Origin of the sequence: Prosthecobacter sp., assembly GCF_029946185.1 — a bacterium.
Classification (GTDB): domain Bacteria; phylum Verrucomicrobiota; class Verrucomicrobiia; order Verrucomicrobiales; family Verrucomicrobiaceae; genus Prosthecobacter.
The window spans coordinates 1-17,490 of the sequence record NZ_JAQSEA010000248.1 but is presented as its reverse complement, the minus strand read 5'-3'; the positions used below and the strand labels follow the sequence as shown (position 1 = coordinate 17,490).

Sequence of the window (17,490 nt, the reverse complement as noted above, 5' to 3'; positions counted from 1 at the left end):
GAACGGTGGGTAACGGCGAGGGCTATTCGGGAATGGGGGCGCTGTTTTTTAGCAAAGGAATGGTGGGCAACGGGAATGGCCGGAGATTTGCACTGCAGAGGCTGGAACGCCGCAGAGATTTTGCAGAATCGGTTCAGAGCTAATCTGCGATTTAGTTATTCGGGAATTGGGAACGCCGCAGAGATTGTTTCTGAAGAAGAGCGGCGGTGTTTGTATGTTACGCGCTTGGAGAAGTGAGGGGAAGTGGTGGCCGCAAAAAAGATGACTGGAAAGGGATGACCGAAAGAAGGGAAAAAGGGTGAAAAAATTCAGAGAACGGGAGTGGTTTCAAAAACTTGGGACGTTGGCCGGGGGATACACTGGTCACCAGAGCAGTTTGCCGCCGTCGATGATGAGGAGGCTGCCGGTCATGTAGCTGCTGGCGTCGCTGGCGAGGTAGAGGGCGAGGGGGCCGATTTCTTCGGGGCTGCCCCAGCGGCCCATGGGGATGCTGGTGGCGACTTCGCCTTCGAACTCGGGGCGCTCGCCGATCCAGCGTTTGTTGGCGTCGGTGAGGAAGGGGCCAGGGGCGATGGCGTTGACGGTGATGCCGTGGGCGGCCCAGTCGGCGGCGACGGCTTTGGTGAACATGGTCAGCGCGGCTTTGGAGGTTTCGTAACTGCGGCCACGCATGGCTTTGCCGGGCCAGAGGGCGTTGATGGAGGCGATGTTGATGATGCGGCCCCACTTGCGTGGAATCATCGCGCCGCCGATGCGTTTGGTGAGGATGAAGGCTTGGGTGAGATTGAGATCGAGGATGCGCTGCCAGTCTTCGAGTGGGAGATCCTCGGTGGGGGTGTTGATGCGGCGGCCACCGACGTTGTTGATGAGGATGTCGATGGGCGGGTGATCGCGGAGGAGGATGTCGCAGAGGTGTTCTGCTTCTTCGGGTTTGGATAGATCGGCCTGGATGGAGGTGGCGTGCAAACCCGCGTCGCACAGCTCTGCACAGGCGGTGTGGAGATTTTCGGCGTTCGAGCCTGAGATGATGATTTCGGCTCCGGCTTCGCCGAGGGCACGCGCCATTTCCAGGCCGAGGCCGCGAGAGCCGCCAGTGATGAGGGCGCGGCGGCCGGTGAGATTGAAGCGATCGAGGATGGGCATGGAACAAAGAATCGGTGGAGTGAAGGGAGTCTTTCAAGACTTCATGGCCTCAAATGGGCTGCGTGCATGAATGGTGCCCGGTTAAGAATGTTCATCGTGATTGTCGGTGACGTTGAGGTATCACTCTCGGCAGGCGTGCAGCGGGTCGAGGTGCAGACGCTGCTAGTGCCCGGCAGACTGCGGCGAAGTGCTGGATTTGCTTGCCGATGAATCGTGAGTGAGACCCAGGGCGGCCTCGCTGAGGCTTCCTCCTTCGCTCAAGCTACGAAGGACGAGCTGGCGGCCCCAGGCTATCATCCGCAGCCCTTTCAGGGCTGGAGTGAGTTGGGGTGATCTTGGCAAAAGGTGATTTTGCTGTTCAAGGCGCTATGCGATGAGAGGTGTAAAACTCACGACAACCGTTCCTATTCGAGTGCCATTCTTGCATGCATCGTTCTTGGTGCACATTGACTCGGCATCTCCGCTCATAACTTTGGGGGAATGTTCCAGAGCCTGAAGCCAGACTCCAAGCTCTCCTTGATGAATTGATGGCATGTCCGCATGAAAAGGATCAGTTCATGGCCCCGAATCCTGTTCCCGGAGTCTTGTGCCGCATTGGTCAGCATGGCCGTCCGGCGGCGCTTCCCTGGCTGCCTCACTTCATCCACAGCAGCAACGAAGAGGTTCGTGCCGGAGTGGAACAAGCCGTGGAATCATTGCTCAAGCGCCGTTGGGAAGGGAAGTTTTTGTTTTATTGGAGCCCGTTATAGCCAGCGGGCATGGAAGTGATGCTGAAATGGTATTGTGAGCATGCGTATCGGCGGACAGCTTTCGTGCGTATCAACGTTGTCATGCACATGAACAGCACCCACGAAGTTATCATCATCGGCGGAGGTCCGGCCGGGACCAGCACGGCCGCCATTCTGGCGGAACACGGGCACAGGGTGCTGGTGATCGAGCGCGAGAAGTTTCCGCGCTATCATGTGGGGGAGTCGTTGATCCCGTTTACGTTTGGACCGCTGGAGCGGCTGGGGCTGATCCCGACGATGAAGAAGTCGCACTTCATGAAGAAATTCAGCGTGAGCTTTGTGCAGCCGGATGGACGGCGCTCACAGCCCTTTTATTTTTACAATCGCTATGACCGCGAGACTGTGGCGCAGACGTGGCAGGTGAAGCGATCGGAGTTTGACCAGATGCTGATGGAGCATGCGCGTGGCAAGGGTGCCGTGGTGCGCGAGGAGACGACGGTGACGCAGCTTCTCAAGGACGACAGCGGCAGGGTCATCGGCGTGGCGGTGCAGAACAAGGACGGTACTCAGGAGCATCTGCTGGCGAAGCTGGTGATCGACGCGTCGGGCAAGGAGGCGTTTGCTTCGGTGCGTGAGGGCTGGCGTGTGGGCGACCCCTATTTGAACAAGGTGGCGGTATGGACGTACTACAAGGGATCGAAGCGTGAAGCGGGCATTGATGAAGGTACGACGACGATTGCGTTTGTGCCGGACAAGGGCTGGTTTTGGCACATCCCGATGCATGATGACATGGTGAGCGTGGGCGTCGTGGCGGAGGGCAAATACCTGAGCCGTGATGGAGTGAAGGACCCGAAGGCGATGTTTGAGCGTGAGATCAGCGAGAACAAATGGATCGAGGACCATCTCGAGGCCGGAGTTCCGATGGGAGAATACTGGATCACCAGCGAGTACACCCGCTACGCCAAGTATGGCGCGTCGCCGGGGCTGCTGCTGGTGGGGGATGCGTATGCGTTTCTGGATCCGGTGTTCAGCAGCGGGGTGATGCTGGCGCTGAAGAGCGGCGTGCTGGCGGGAGATACGGTGCATGAGGCGCTGATGGCGGATGATCTTTCGCCGCAGCGGTTCAATGACTACGCGGTGTTCATGCGCCAGGGCATCGATAACATGCGCAAGCTGGTGTATGCTTTTTACAATCCGAGCTTCTCCTTCAAAGATGTGGTGATGAAGTATCCTGAAGCCGGGGCGGAGATCACGGACTGCCTGTCTGGGGATGTGAACAAGGACTACTCTTCGCTGTGGGCGAAGATTCGGGAGTTTGCGCCGATTCCCGATGAGCTGCCCTATGGGATGCCGCTGGCTGCGTGAGATTTTTTGACGGTCCAGACCACGAGTAAAAACAGAGCGACCAAGCCGATGCCGGTGGCGTTTTCGCGCCATGAGGGCGGGAAGACCAGCAGGTAGCCGGCGTCCTTCACCAACGCGGCAAAGCTGGAGACGCAGAAGGGCATGAGGAAGAGGCGGAAGACGACCCATGGGTCCATGCGCGTGCGAGCGGCGGAGGAGGACTGGGTGCTGATGATGAGGGCGACGCCGATGATGCCGCTGAGGCCGAGGGAGGTGAGCCAGACGCGGGGCGTGGGATCGAAATGGTGGATGATGCTGAGCGCCCACCAGATGAAGTAGCACCAGAGGATGATGCGGCCGGTGGTGAGGTGGCGAAGGTAGCGGATGAGGGGCATGTCTGCGGGTGGATGCAGGAGGTGTGCCGTGCGGTCAACGTTTCAGGCTGGGAAGAAGGGGGGGCTTCCCTGCGAGATATTGGATGACTTTGATTCTCCCGTAGATTCAGGAAACCCGCAGATTATTTTTATGAATCCCAATCTGTGGGTTTCCTGAATCTGTGGGAAAGCTCTGGTGGCGTTGAGCTGCGGCTCTGGAGGGGATGAAGCTTAGAGGGGGGATGGGGAGTGGTAGGATCGAGGAAGAGGCGGAGGAGAAAGCGGAGGGGTTGTTTTTCGGGGCTGTGGGGTGAGGCGGGGCGATAGGATCGAGGACGAGTTCGAGTAGGAGGACGAGGACGATTTGATTATGACAGGAGGCCGTTCACTACTTTGGCGGGTTCGACGCCGGTGAGTTTGAAGTCGAGTCCCTGGGAGCGGAAGGTGAAGCGTTCGTGGTCGATGCCGAGCTGGTGCATGACGGTGGCATGGAGATCGCGGACGTGGACGGGGTTTTCGGCGACGTTGTAGCTGAAGTCGTCGGTGGCGCCGTAGGTGGTGCCGGGCTTGATGCCGCCGCCGGCCATCCACATGGTGAAGCAACGGGGATGGTGATCGCGCCCGGCTTCGGGGCTGTCCCACTTGCCCTGACCGGCGACGCCGCGACCGAATTCGCCGCCCCAGATGACGAGGGTGTCATCGAGCAGGCCGCGCTGCTTGAGGTCTTTGACGAGAGCGGCGCTGGGCTGGTCGGTGTCGCGGCAGCGGGCGGTGCACCAGCTGGGCAGGCGGCTGTGGTGGTCCCAGTCGGGATGGAAGAGCTGGGTGAAGCGCACGCCGCGCTCGGCGAGGCGGCGGGCGAGGATGCAGTTGGCGGCATAGCTGCCGGCACGGCGTGAGTCAGGGCCGTACATCTCGAAGACGTGATCGGGTTCGTCGCTGAGGTCGGTGAGCTCTGGCACGCTGGTCTGCATGCGGTAGGCCATTTCATACTGGCGGATGCGAGTGGTGATTTCGGGGTCCTGGGTTTGTTCGAAGCGCATTTGATTCAGCTCGGCGAGGCCGTCGAGCATGCCACGGCGGAGGTGGCGTGGGAGGCCGTCGGGATCGGTGAGGTAGAGGACGGGGTCTTTGGAGTTGCGGAGCTTGACGCCTTGGTAGCGGGAGGGGAGGAAGCCGCTACCCCAGTAGTGGTCGTAGAGGGGCTGGTCGCTCGGGCGCTGCATCTTGGAGATGAGGACGAGGTAGTCGGGCAGATTGCGGTTCAGGCTGCCGAGGCCGTAGCTGATCCATGAGCCCATGCTGGGGCGACCGGGGAGCTGATTGCCGGTGAGGAACTGCGTCATGGCTGGCGCGTGGTTGATTTGATCTGTCGTCATCGACTTGATGAAGCAGAGGTCGTCCGCGACGCCTTGGAGATGAGGCAGCCACTCGCTGATGGTGGCTCCGCTTTGGCCGCAGCGGGAGAACTTGGTGAGGCCAGGCAGGATGAGCTGCTTCTGATTGGCCGTCATGGTGGTGAGGCGCTGGCCTTGGCGTACGGACTCTGGCAGCTCTTTGCCAGCCCACTGCATGAGGCCGGGTTTGTGATCAAAGAGTTCGAGCTGTGAGGGGCCGCCGGATTGGGTGAGGAAGATGACGCGTTTGGCTTTTGGTGCGAAATGCGGCAGGGAGGGCAGGCCGGAGATTTCCTGCTGGGCCATGGAATCGAGCGCCATGGCGCCGAGGGAGACGCCGGTGCATTGGCCGAGGAAGTAGCGCCGGGTGGTGTTGAGGGAGGATTCACTCATGGGTGATGGCTTCGTCGAGGTTGAGGACAAGGCTGGCGACGAGGGTGTGCGCGGCGAGTTCGGGGATGGTTTGCAGCTTGCGGGCGTCTTCGGGATGGGCGCGGTAGTGGGCGAGAGCGCGGTCGAGTTCGCGCTGGAGGACGGTGAGTTCCTTGGGGGTGGGATCGCGGCTTAGCACGGATTGGTAGAGGAGGGGGAGGCGGTCTGGGACCTGCGCGGCGAGCATGCGTTTGGCGAGGGCGCGGGAGGCTTCCGTCATGGTCTCGTCATTGAGGAGGGTGAGGGCTTGGAGAGGGGTGTTGGTGCGTGCCATGGCCACTTCACACACACGGCGCTGGGCGCTGTCGAAGAGGAAGGTGGGGGCGATGCTGCGACGCCAGAAGGCATACAAGGAGCGACGGTGCTGGGCGGCCCCCTGGCTGGGCTCATAGGTGTAGCGGCCCATGAAGATCTCCTCCCACACGCCCTCCGGCTGGTGGGGGCGCACGGGTGGGCCACCGAGGGCGGGATTGAGGAGGCCGGAGGAAGCGAGGGCGGCATCGCGGATCATCCAGGCAGGGAGGCGGAAGCGGGGGCCGCGTGAGAGGAGGAGGTTTTGAGGATCGGAGGCGCTGGTATGGTCTGATGCCTGCTGGTAGGTGTCGCTGGTGACGATGAGCTTGATCAGCTTCTTCACGTCCCAGCCGTTTTCCATGAAATCGACAGCAAGCCAGTCGAGCAGCTCGGGGTGGGTAGGGCGCTGGCCTTGGAGGCCGAAGTCATCCGGGGTGCGGACGAGTCCGGCACCGAAGAGCATCTGCCAGACTTGATTGACGAAGACGCGGGCGGTAAGCGGGTTTTCTTTGGAGGTGATCCATTTGGCGAGGCCGATGCGGTCGCGTGCGGTGTCTGCAGGCCAGGGGGCGATGGCGGCGGGGACATCGCGCTGGACGACATCGCCTTTTTTGTCCCAGACGCCGCGAATGAGGACGTGGGTGTCGCGTGGTGCTTTGCGCTCGGCGAGGACCATGACGTTGAGTTTGCCGGCGGCGGATTGGACTTCTTTGAGCTGGGCATTGGCGCGGTCCAGGGAGGCTTTGGCGAGCTGATAGGGCGCATGGTCTTCCAGGAATTGCGCGAGGAGGCGGTCGTGCTCGATCTTGCCGGCGGCGAGTTGTTCGAGGGGCGTGGGGCCGAGTTCGCGCACGGCGGGGCCGGGCTGATCCGTGGCGGAAACGCGGAATTGGGCGATGTTGGCGTCGCCGTTGGTGGAGCGGTGGCGCAGTTCGAAAATGAGCTCTTCATCGCTTTCGAGGATGAGGGGTTCGGCGAGGCCGTACAGCGCGGTGTGTGGCTGGTCTTTGGGGAAACCTTTGGTGGTCCAGCCGTTGCGGGGATCATCGTCGAGCGTGCCTTTCACATCGCCGTATTCGCGGGCCTTGGCATCGACCTTGGTGTCGGCGACGGCGTATTTGACGAGGATGTCGCGGATCTGGGAACTGCTCTTGCGGCGCACCTGGACCTTGATGTCGGTGAGGATGAATTCGCCGTCTTTGCCGCGTGAGAGAGCGCCGTTTTGGGGGAGGACTTCGAGCTTCAAGCCGGTGAGGCGGGGCAGCTTGATGGCTGAGATGAGGCGGTAGTCGTCCTGCTTGGGATTCGGGCCGCTAGCGGTGATGGTGCCGTCTTTGGATTGAGCGAGTTTTGAGCCTTCCTGGGATTCGACTGAGCCGTGGAGGACGTGCCAGGCCTGGAAGCCGCCTTTCACTGTGGTCTGGTGCTCGGTGAGCCATTGCGCGAAGGGTTTGGCGGCGTCGGCTTTCGCTTTGGCTTCGATGGGCTTGCGGGCATCGACGAGCTGTTGTGATTCATCGACTGCCCGTTTGGCGCGGGGAGATTGGTAGCTCAGGTAGGGCTGCGCTTTGGTGCCAGCGGAGCCGTCTTCGTCGATGCTGTTGAAGAAGGCGTGGAGGCTGTAGTAGTCGTGCTGAGAGATGGGGTCGAACTTGTGCGAGTGGCACTGGGTGCAGCCGAGGGTGAGGCCGAGCCAGACGGTGCCCATGGTGTTCACGCGGTCGATGACGTAATCGATGCGGGACTCTTCTTTGTCGCGGCCGCCTTCGCCATTGGTCATGTGATTGCGGTGGAAGCAGGTGGCGAGTTTTTGCTCGGGCGTGGCATTGGGCAGGAGATCGCCGGCGAATTGTTCAAGAGTGAACTGGTCGAAGGGTTTGTTGGCGTTGAAGGACTCCACCACGTAGTCGCGCCAGGGCCAGTTGGTGCGTGAGGCGTCGGACTGGAAGCCGTCGGTGTCGGCGTAGCGCGCGGCATCGAGCCAGTTCATGGCCATACGCTCGCCGAAGTGGGGGGAGGCGAGGAGGCGGGTGGCTAGATCCTGGATGCTGGATTCTTGATGCTGGATGGTGGGAGGGAGGCCGGTGAGGTCGAAGGAGAGGCGACGGCGGAGGGTGTGAGCGGGAGCTTTGGGGGAGAGTTTGAGGCCTTCTTTGGTGAGGCGGGCTTTGACGAAGAAATCGACGGGATGGCCTTCGACTTTCGCCTTTACGGGTTTTTCGAGGGACCAGTGTTTGCCCCAGTGGGTGCCTTCGGCGATCCAGCGTTTGAGCATGGTGACCTGCTCGGTGGTGAGCTTGGGTTTGTGCGACTTCGGCGGGGGCATGATCTCGTCGGGATCATCAGTGACGATGCGGGCGATGAAGTCGCCGGATTGGAGGACTTCGCGAGCGCCTTCTTGAGTGTCGAGGCGGAGGTCGGCCTTGCGGTGGCCGGCGTCCTGGCCGTGGCAGGAGAGGCAGTTGTCTGAGAGCAGCGGCATGACCTCGCGGCTGAAGCTCACCGGATCGGCCCGAAGGGAGGTGGTGAGGAGAAGCAGAAGGAGGAGTTTTGACATGCGACTTAGCATGAAGAGATCAACGCGCCAGAACATGAAGGGTGCATGCATCGGATTTGGACAATCCTGATATTTTGTGTCGTCGAGGCTGCCGACCCAGACGTAAACCACGCCCATGCCACGCGTTTCACGTTTTATCCTCGTCCTCGGTGACCAGCTCGACCTGAAATCGGCGGCCTTGGAGGATTTCGATGCGGAGCATGATGCCATCTGGATGGCGGAGGTGGCGGAGGAGTCCACCAAAGTGTGGAGCGCGAAGACACGCATCGCGATGTTCATCACGGCGATGCGTCATTTTCGTGAAATACTGCGGGAACGAGGATGGAGGGTCATCTACCACGAGATGGGAATCCATCCGACTTTTACCGAAGCATTGCAGGCCGACCTGGATGAGTTGAAGCCGCAGAAGCTGCTGATGGTGCAGGCGGGAGAGTGGGCGGTGCAGCGGGAAATTGAGCGTGTGGCAGAGGAAAGGCAGGTGGCGCTCGAAGTTCGTGAAGACCGGCATTTTCTTTGCACGCGTGCGGAGTTCGCGAAGCATGCGGAGGGGCGCAAGCAGATGCGCATGGAGTTTTTCTACCGCGAAATGCGGCAGAGGACGGGCGTTCTCATGGAGCAGGGCAAGCCCGTGGGCGGGCAGTGGAATTTTGATCACGACAACCGTGAGTCCTTTGGCAAGCAAGGGCCTGGGTTGCGAATGCCGCCCCGACAATTCAAGCCGGACGTGATCACCCAGGGGGTGATCGAGATGGTGAACGGGCACTTCGCGAAGCATCCGGGCGTGCTGGAGGAATTTGACTGGCCGGTGACGGCGGAAGAGGCGCGGCTGGCGCTGCGGGATTTCATCGAGCATCGGCTTGCGGAGTTTGGGTGCTATCAAGACGCGATGTGGACGAACGAGCCGTGGCTCTATCATTCCCGATTGAGCGCGGCGATGAACCTGAAGCTGCTCGATCCGCGCGAGGTGCTGGCGGCGGCGGAAGAAGCGTGGCGCGCCGGGAAAGCGCCACTGGCAGCCGTGGAGGGTTTTATCCGGCAGATCCTTGGCTGGCGGGAGTATGTGCGCGGCATCTACTGGCATCTGATGCCGGGGTATGTGGAGCGGAACGCGATGCAAGCGCACGAAGCCCTGCCGGATTTTTACTGGACGGGCGAGACGGACATGCGCTGCCTGCGCGATGCGCTTACACAGACGCTGCGTCTCGGATACGCGCACCACATCCAGCGGCTGATGGTCACGGGCCTCTTTGCGCTGCTGTTTGGCGTGGACCCGAGGCGGGTGCATGAGTGGTATCTCGCGGTGTATGTGGATGCGGTGGAGTGGGTGGAGCTGCCGAACACCCTGGGCATGTCCCAGTATGGCGACGGGGGCGTGATGGCGAGCAAGCCGTATGTGGCGAGCGGCAAGTACATCCAGCGCATGAGCAACTACTGCACCGGCTGCCGCTTTGACCCGGCGCAGAGCACGGGACCGAAGGCCTGCCCTTTCACCACGCTGTATTGGGACTACCTGCTGCAGCACGAGCCGAAGCTGCGGCAGAACCAGCGCATGAGCATGCAACTGAGGAACCTGGTGCGGCTGGATGAAAAGCAGCGTGCCGCGATTCAAATGCAGGCGAAGCAGCTCCGAGAGGCGTATTCGAAGGCAGTATGAACGGATCACCCACCTCAACACGCAGCGGTCTTGCGCTCGCTGGATTCATCGTGATCACCTTCTGCGCTCCTGCGTTGAGTGCGTTTATTGGCATGCCGGGGCCGTGGTATGAGGCGCTGCAAAAGCCCACGTGGAATCCGCCTGCGTGGGTGTTTGGCCCAGCGTGGACGCTGCTCTATACGCTGATGGCCGTGGCGGCGTGGCTGGTGTGGAAGCGGGTGGGGTTTGGGAAGCCGCTGACGCTGTATTTTATGCAGCTGGTGCTGAATGCGGCGTGGACGCCGATTTTCTTCGGCGCGCATCAGCTTGGCGCGGCGTTGATCGTGATCGTGGCGATGTGGGTGGCGATTCTGCTGACGCTGCTGAGTTTCCGGCGTGTGAATGCGACAGCCGGGTGGCTGTTTGTGCCGTATCTGGCGTGGGTGTCGTTTGCGACGTGTTTGAATTTTACGCTTTGGAGATTGAATGCTGCATGAATCAAAAAAACTGGCTGATTACAGGATGTTCGAGTGGCTTTGGGCGTGCGATTGCGGAAGCGGCGCTGGCTGCGGGACAGCGCGTGATTGCAACGGCGCGGGATGTGAGGAGCATCGCCGATCTGGAGCGGGGAGGAAGCTGTGAGGTGATGGCGCTGGACATCTCGGATGCGGACAACATTCGCGAGGTGATGGCGGCGGCGGGAGCGCTGGATGTGATCGTGAACAACGCGGGGTATGGGCTGATCGGTGCGGTGGAGGAGTGCAGTGACGAGCAGATCCGCCGCAGCATGGAGACGAATTTTTTTGGGCCGTTGAATGTGATCCGTGCGGCGCTGCCGATGCTAAGGGCGCAGAAGAGCGGGCACCTTGTGAACATCAGCGCGGCGGCGGCGATTTCGAACTACCCGGGGTTTGGCATTTACGGCGGAGCCAAGGCGGCGCTGGAGATGATGAGCGAGAGTTTGCGGCTGGAACTGGCACCGCTGGGCATTCAGGTCACGCTGGTGCAGCCTGGGCCATTTCGGACGGATTTTATTGGCCGTGGGCTGGAGAAGGCGGCGGATGAGATCGCGGATTATGCGGGGAGTGCGCGCAAGTTTGCCACGTTTCTTGAGACAGTGAATGGCAGGCAGCCGGGAGACCCTGTGAGAGCGGCGGAGGCCATCGTGAAGATGGTGCTGGAAGGCCAGGCGCCGCTGCGGCTGCCACTGGGCAAGTATGTGGTGAAGAAGATGCGGGACAAGGCGGCGGCGCTGACGCGTGAGGTGGAGCAGTGGGGAGCGGTGGCGGCAAACACGGATTTTCCAAACTGACCATGGCTGTTCACACTTTGCACACGAAGCAGATCATCCGGGCGACGCGGCAGGAGGCGTGGGATTTTTTCTCGAACCCGCGAAATTTGGCGAAGATCACGCCGCCGGAACTGGGGTTTGAAATCATTTCGCCGGATCTGCCGCGAAGCATGCGGGAGGGGATGATGATCGCGTATCGGGTGAGGCCTTTGCTGGGACTGCCGATGACGTGGCTTTCGGAGATCACGCTGGTGGAACCCGGGGTGCGGTTTATCGACGAGCAGCGAGTGGGGCCGTATGCGGTGTGGCATCATGAGCATGAGTTTCATGATCTGGGGGATGGGCGCATCGAGATGGAGGACAAGGCGACGTATGTGCTGCCGTTTGCCCCGCTGGGGGATCTGGCGCATGCGTGGCTGGTGGAGCCGCAGCTCAAGCGAATTTTTGCGTACCGGGAGAAGGCGGTGCGGCAGCTGTTTCCTGGCTGAGGGTGAAACCGTCAGGGGGCTTTTTTCGGAGCTTCAAGGACGATGCGGAAACCGCTGAAGTGACGGCCGAGAGTGGGGCCGTCGAAAAAGCGGTGGGAGGAGAGCAGATTGGTGCTGGAGTCGAAGAAGGAACCCCCGCGCAGCACGCGCACGGTTTGGGCCTCATCGTACCAGTCTTCCACCCACTCCTGAACGTTTCCGCCCATGTCGTAGAGACCGAGTTTGTTGGGCTTGAAACTCATCACGGGTGCGGTGGTTGGGAAGCCGTCTTCGTAGCCGTTGATAAAACCCAGGTCGGGAAACTTGGCACCAAAGGCCATGTCGGCGTAGTTGCCCGCCTGGTCGGTGGATTTGGGCGGATAGTTTCCGCCCCAGGGGTAGGTTTCGCGCTCCTGATCGCTGAGCATCGAGGGCTTGATGCCCTTGGAGCGTGTCTCCAGGCGGGAGAGCCCCACGGCGATGCTCCATTCTTCGTCGGTGGGCAGGCGGTAGGTTTTGCCCTCCTTCTTGCTGAGCCAGTCGCAGAAGGCCTGGGCTTCCACCCAGCGGATGCCCACCACCGGGTGGTCGTCTTCGTGACCGCAGGGAACACCATTTTGGCCGGCATTCTTCCAGTCTTCAGCACCACCGGGATTTGCTGCTGCATAGGTGGCGTAGTCCTGGCGCCGTGTCTCGTGGATGCAGAACATGACGTCCGTGCCTTTGACGGGGAGAAATTTCATGCCGAGGCTGTTGGTGAAGGCGTCTTTGGGGAGAGGTTTTGTGCCGCCTGGTGCAGCTGCGGCCCCTGATACAGAGAGGGCTTCACGACGGGCGGCGATTTCTTGGCGCTGCGCGTTCAGCTGCTTTGCCTCCTCGATCTTGCCAGCCTTGGTGAGCCCGACCACATCGGCATCGAGGGCCTTGAGGTAGACATCAAGCAGCGGAGCTGTTTTGGCATCGCGTTCGGTGTTGATTTTTGCCAGTGCGAGCCGGTAGGTGGCGCGGAGATCTTTGAGTGCTGCGGGGATGTTTGCAGCGTCGGTGGCGGGAAAGCCTTCGCCGTTCTCGATCGCGGCTTTTTCGACGTCGAAGGCGGTCACTTCACTGAGGCTGCCCTTTGCCTGGGCGGCGGCACGTGCACGGGCAATGCCATTGGCCACGTAGCTTTGGTTCAATCCAGCGATGGCGTTGAGGAAGTGCTTCTGCACGTCGGATTCGTAGCGGGCGCGGAAACCGGCTTCGAGTTTGCTGAGCTGAGGCTGAGGCGCGGCGGCTGGGGCTGGGGCTGGGGCTGGGGCTGGGAGAGAGGCGGATTTGTACTTCTGGGCGATATCCACTTCATGCATATCGATGGAGTGATAGGTGACGTCACCGATGCAGACACCGATGGCGAAGATGGGGCTGCTGCGGCTGCCCTGCTCGAGAAAGCCACGGTTTGTCTGAGTGAGTGCCGACCAAGGGCCATCCCAGCGGAGCAGTTCTGCGCCATCCAGCAGGACTTTCAATCCGTTCTCGCGGGCTTGGAGAAGGATCTCCCGTTTCTGCCCCGGCAGGAAGTAATGATGCTCGTTCTTTACCAAAATGGAGGGGCCGTTCTTGGAAATCGCAGCGCTCACTTCTTTGGAATTCGACTTGTTGCCGGTCCAGGAGTCCAGAGTTACAGCACCGCCGGAGTTGTCGTGGACCAGGGCAAAAAACATCTCATCGCCCGGCGTGGCGCGTGTGAGGCGGATACGGAGGTCGTAATTTGCAGGAACTTTGGCTACTGGAATTTCAAGGGTCCGGTGTGAGGTGCCACCACCCTGGCTGTGCAATTCACCCGCCGTGATCCGCCATTGACCACGGAGGGAATGTTTGGCGGGGTCGATTTTGGAGATGAGATCAGTCCAGCCCTTTTCTGCCTCTGCGGGAGCGGAGGAACGTTGCATTGGTGGTGGCGAGGGCGTGGAAGAGTTAACCAGCAGGGGGGGCGGAGTGCTGGCGAGGGTGCCCACGCTTTTCGGGCCGGGTTCGACGCGGATCGAATGGAGGACGAGAGGTGGGCCGCCCTTGATTTCACCCCCGATGTTCACGTGCCCGGGCTTCATGCCGGTCCAGTTTGAAATGCTTGAGACGCCTGCATCCTGCATGTCGATGATGGGCCTGCCATCGAGTGAGATGACGACCTTGGAGCCTGAGGCCACGGCCACTTTAATGGCATGCAATGAGCCGGGGGACGGAGGTCGGGAAGTGGCTTTTCGCACCCCTTTGGGAAAAACCACGACCTCATGATTGTTTAGCATGACCGGAAACCATCCTCCAGGTGCGGGGAACAGCAGCTCCAGGTATCCTTGTGACTCAGGTGCAATGGTGAATCTTATTTCGCACTCAAAGTTGTCCCGCACAGCCACGGGCACCGAAAATAGGGGGAATGGATCATCACGCGAATCGCCAGGGCATACGATTCTGCCGCCCTGAAACTGCCACTGCCTGCTGGTGGGCAGACGCAGATCCTGCGGAAACGTCACACCCGAAAATTTCTCTGGGGAGGCGGATACTGCAGCAGGCTGCACTGGAGGTGGCGGCGGGCTGACTTGAGGCTGTTGAGCGGGGGAGGTTGCCTCTGAGGCAGTTGCCGCAGGGCTGGGTGGCGATTTCGTGTCAGGATTCAGGAAATAGATGCCAGCGCCGAGGGCCAGGACGGCTGCGCCACCCATGAGAACTCCATGGCTGGATTTTTTGACTGGTGCCGGGGGCGGGCGAACTGCCTGCTCCGGCATCCTTCTCGGAGGTGTGCCTGCCATGGGCTTCTGCGGAGAGCTGGCTGCCTGCATTTCCGCCTGTCGTTGCGCCCGGTTGGCCTGCGCGGCAGCCTCGGCAGCGGCCTGCTGCTGCTGGATGATCAGGGCGCGTGGTGTGGTGAGGATGACATCAAGCTCCTGACGGATCTCGGCGGCAGTTTGATAGCGTGCCTCGCGATCCGTTTGCATCGCCTTGGAGATGATCGCGTCGAAGCGAGGATCGGTGCCGTGTTTCGCGGCCGGAAGAGTCCAGAGACCACGGGGGACTGCACCGGTGAGCATCTGGTAGAGCATCACGCCGATGGCGTAGAGGTCGGCGCGGCCATCGAGCGGGATGCCGGGGATGAGTGCTTCAGGGGCGACGAAATCGGGCGTGCCCATGGCCATGTTCGTTTTCGTCAGGCCGCTCTGGCTGGCATCGCTGGCCTTGGCGAGACCGAAGTCTGCGACCTTCACCGTGCCCTCTTGATTGATGAGGATGTTGGCCGGTTTGATATCGCGGTGGATGATGCCGTTGCGGTGGGCGTAGTTGAGCGCGTCGCAGACATGGGCGGTGATGGAGAGGGCGTAATCCTCGGGCAGTTTGCCCTGTGAAACGATCATCCTGGACACATCCGTGCCGTCAATAAACTCCATGACGATGTAGAGCAGCCCGGTCTGCGTTTCGCCGAAGTCGAAAACGCTGACAATGCTGGGATGGTTCATTTTCGCCATAGTGCGTGCTTCATTTTTGAAGCGCGCGGCGAACTGCGCATCATCATCGTCGTCCACCAAAGCGAGGGGCAGCACCTTGAGGGCGACAGGGCGGTCCAGCGAAACCTGGACGGCCTTGTAAACGGCACCCATGCCGCCGCGTCCGAGCAGTGAGACAAACTGATACTGCGGAAGCATGGCCTGCATTTCTTCCAGAGTCGGCGGCTGCCAGCCTTTGGAGGGCTTGGAGCTGGAAGCAGATGAGGTGCTCATTGGGAAAAGTCGTGGGCCGTAAGGCGGGATATTAGCAAGAACTGTTCCGATATCGCAACCATCATTATGACGTGGCGCGGAAAGGGGGCTGGGCTGCATCCATAGCCTGAGCAGGGGATGAGGGTTTGTTCGACTTGCGCGTTGTTGCAGCGTAAACAACCCGTGCATGAAGATACCTGTTTTCTATGAACTGAACGGCTGCCGCCGCTGCCTGCTGGTGCAGGACGGGGAGACGATCAATGTCGGGCGTGGCGAGACGTGCAGCATTCGACTGACGGGGGATGCCGCACAGGAGGTGGAGCTGACGGCGCAGTTTGTGAACGGCTGCCAATTCCTCGTGGTTCATCCGGCCAATGGCAGCGTGCCTTATGCGCAGCCGCTGCCGTGGAAGGTCACGCTGGCGGGGATGGAACTGGAGCTGAACCGTCCTTTCAAAGCGGAGCAGGGCAAGGCTGGGCGTGAGTTGATTTTGCAAGGTTTGAGCGCGGGGGAAACCAGGCTGGTGATGCCGCCGGACAAGCCGCTGCTGCTGGGCGCGAGTGATGCCTGCGAGGTGGTCATTCCAGATGCGGGATGTCCGGATGTGCTGCTGGCCTTGTGGGCGGCGGCAGGGGGCAAGGTGCTGGTGCAGGTGCTGGATGAGTCCGCCGTGGTGGGCTGGGTCGGACGTGCGGGTGAGAGCGAGGCTGAGCTGGAGCTGCCTGTGAGTCTGAGCCTTGGAGGCCGGGTGCTCCTCATCCGCAGTGGCGAGGCGGTGGCAACGACGCATCCTTTGGCGAAGCCGATGGTGACTGCGATTTTGGCGAAGAACGCCGAGTATGCGCCGAAAATTGTGGCCCGGCAGGGCGGTGAGGAAGGCGGGGGAAATCCGGTGAAGAAGGCAGAGCTGCCGGGCAAACCGACGATGCAGGCACCGTCATTCACGGGGCGTCCGCTGGTGCTGCCGCCGCCGGCGGGTCTTTCCGCAGGGGAAGGGGTGCCAATCTTGACCATGGAAGAGGCGGTCAATTCTGGTCCCAAGGTCGTCACGCCGAAGGCATTTATTCTCGCGAGCTGGCTGCTGGTTGGGCTGACCTATGCTGTCGTGTTGCTCCCGGGGCAGGGCCTGCTGACGCCTGAGCAGATCGTTCAGCTGTGGTATGCCGCTGGTGGCCTGCTGGTGCTGACGCTCTTGCTGGGTCTCGGGGTGCTGCTGAAGTGAGCTGACGAAGCCGCTGGTTTTTTTGAGGAAGGTGTCATACAACGCGGCGTCCCCGCGTCACTCAGCGGGAAATGAATGGAACGCGCCATTGCCGACCAGCTCGAAGCCCTGCATCCCGACGCCTTTGGCTGGGCGCTGCACTGCTGTGCCGGCGAGCATGGGCGGGCGGAGGATGTACTGCAAAACGCGTATCTCAAACTGGCCCAGCAACGAGCGCGGTACGATGGGCGCTCCAGCTTCAAGACGTGGTGGTTTGGAGTGATCCGCTTCACGGCGCACGAGGAATTCCGGCGGCTGCGCTATCGAGAATCTCTGCTGGGCAAGCTGCTGCTGCAACTCACCGGCGATGCGCACGATCCACGTCCTTCGCCTGCACGGAAGATGGAGATGGACGAGCGCATGGCCGAACTGCGGCGCTGCCTGGCGCAACTGCCTGCACGACAGGCGGAGGTGCTGCATCTGGTGTTTTACCAGGATCTCACGCTCAACGAGGCGGCGGAGGTGATGCGCGTGAGCATCGGATCTGTACGCCAGCATTACGAACGCGGCAAAGCGCGCCTGCGCACGCTGCTGCAACCCGATCATCTCCATGAAACCGAGGTCTGACGACGATCTGCTCGCGATTTTTTCGCAGGTGCGCCGGTGTGACCGGGAAGACGCGCCTGCTTGGCGTCCTGAGTTGCTGGACGAGCCCTGGCAGCGGCCCGGCTTTGCATGGCGCTGGGCACTGATGACCGCGAGTGTGATCGTGCTGGCGGTGTTCTTGACTCATATGCCACGGCATGAGCCGCCGCTGAGCGAGGCGCTGCCGCCGTTGTTTGATTCGCCGCCGGGTGTGCTGTTTGCCAGCGTGGGGCCATCGCTCCTGACATTTGAAGCG

At 61.2% G+C, this 17,490-nt stretch carries 13 protein-coding genes; 8 read left to right on the top strand and 5 right to left on the bottom strand.

The window, feature by feature from the left end; genetic code table 11:
* Window positions 1–363 precede the first annotated feature (363 nt).
* Complete coding sequence (locus tag PSV43_RS20575; RefSeq protein ID WP_300202013.1) at window positions 364–1,143, bottom strand: SDR family oxidoreductase; 780 nt, start codon at window positions 1,141–1,143, stop codon at window positions 364–366.
* Window positions 1,144–1,979: 836 nt separating this feature from the next.
* On the opposite strand from PSV43_RS20575, the gene PSV43_RS20570 reads away from it, so the two are divergent.
* The gene (locus tag PSV43_RS20570) at window positions 1,980–3,236 is read left to right on the top strand and encodes an NAD(P)/FAD-dependent oxidoreductase (protein ID WP_300202011.1); all 1,257 of its coding nucleotides are present in this window, start codon (window positions 1,980–1,982) and stop codon (window positions 3,234–3,236) included.
* Here PSV43_RS20570 and PSV43_RS20565 read toward each other — a convergent pair.
* The 3 genes from PSV43_RS20565 to PSV43_RS20555 form a co-directional block, all read right to left on the bottom strand.
* Complete coding sequence (locus PSV43_RS20565) at window positions 3,212–3,610, bottom strand: hypothetical protein (protein ID WP_300202008.1); 399 nt, start codon at window positions 3,608–3,610, stop codon at window positions 3,212–3,214. The genes PSV43_RS20570 and PSV43_RS20565 overlap by 25 nt on opposite strands.
* 347 nt (window positions 3,611–3,957) lie before the next feature.
* Window positions 3,958–5,379: a DUF1501 domain-containing protein gene (locus tag PSV43_RS20560; RefSeq protein ID WP_300202005.1), complete on the bottom strand. Its 1,422-nt coding sequence runs from the start codon at window positions 5,377–5,379 to the stop codon at window positions 3,958–3,960.
* Window positions 5,372–8,305 (bottom strand): PSD1 and planctomycete cytochrome C domain-containing protein, encoded by a 2,934-nt coding sequence (locus PSV43_RS20555; RefSeq protein ID WP_300202002.1) that lies wholly within the window; start codon window positions 8,303–8,305, stop codon window positions 5,372–5,374. The genes PSV43_RS20560 and PSV43_RS20555 overlap by 8 nt, the downstream gene beginning before the upstream one ends.
* A 79-nt stretch (window positions 8,306–8,384) precedes the next feature.
* On the opposite strand from PSV43_RS20555, the gene PSV43_RS20550 reads away from it, so the two are divergent.
* The 4 genes from PSV43_RS20550 to PSV43_RS20535 are packed head-to-tail and all read left to right on the top strand — an operon-like array spanning window position 8,385 to window position 11,681.
* Window positions 8,385–9,923 carry a cryptochrome/photolyase family protein gene (locus PSV43_RS20550; RefSeq protein ID WP_300201999.1) on the top strand — a complete coding sequence of 513 codons (1,539 nt, stop codon included), beginning with the start codon at window positions 8,385–8,387 and terminating at the stop codon, window positions 9,921–9,923.
* Window positions 9,920–10,399, top strand: a complete 480-nt coding sequence (locus tag PSV43_RS20545; RefSeq protein WP_300201996.1) for a TspO/MBR family protein — start codon at window positions 9,920–9,922, stop codon at window positions 10,397–10,399. Before PSV43_RS20550 ends, PSV43_RS20545 begins: the two co-directional genes overlap by 4 nt.
* Entirely contained in the window at window positions 10,396–11,214 is an 819-nt protein-coding gene (locus PSV43_RS20540) for an oxidoreductase (protein ID WP_300201993.1), read from the top strand. Before PSV43_RS20545 ends, PSV43_RS20540 begins: the two co-directional genes overlap by 4 nt.
* Before the next feature lie 2 nt (window positions 11,215–11,216).
* On the top strand, window positions 11,217–11,681 hold the full coding sequence (locus PSV43_RS20535) for an SRPBCC family protein (protein WP_300201991.1): 465 nt from the start codon (window positions 11,217–11,219) through the stop codon (window positions 11,679–11,681).
* 11 nt (window positions 11,682–11,692) lie between these two features.
* Here the strand turns inward: PSV43_RS20535 and PSV43_RS20530 are convergent, their stop codons facing one another.
* Complete coding sequence (locus tag PSV43_RS20530) at window positions 11,693–15,409, bottom strand: bifunctional serine/threonine-protein kinase/formylglycine-generating enzyme family protein (RefSeq protein WP_300201988.1); 3,717 nt, start codon at window positions 15,407–15,409, stop codon at window positions 11,693–11,695.
* A gap of 166 nt (window positions 15,410–15,575) precedes the next feature.
* Here PSV43_RS20530 and PSV43_RS20525 point away from each other — a divergent pair, with 166 nt between their 5' ends.
* From PSV43_RS20525 to PSV43_RS20515, 3 genes are all read left to right on the top strand, one after another.
* Window positions 15,576–16,610, top strand: a complete 1,035-nt coding sequence (locus PSV43_RS20525; protein WP_300201986.1) for a hypothetical protein — start codon at window positions 15,576–15,578, stop codon at window positions 16,608–16,610.
* Between the two features lie 75 nt (window positions 16,611–16,685).
* Complete coding sequence (locus PSV43_RS20520) at window positions 16,686–17,216, top strand: sigma-70 family RNA polymerase sigma factor (protein ID WP_300201984.1); 531 nt, start codon at window positions 16,686–16,688, stop codon at window positions 17,214–17,216.
* Window positions 17,200–17,490 (top strand): hypothetical protein (locus tag PSV43_RS20515; RefSeq protein WP_300201981.1); only part of this gene is annotated, 291 nt, incomplete at its 3' end. The genes PSV43_RS20520 and PSV43_RS20515, both read left to right, overlap by 17 nt.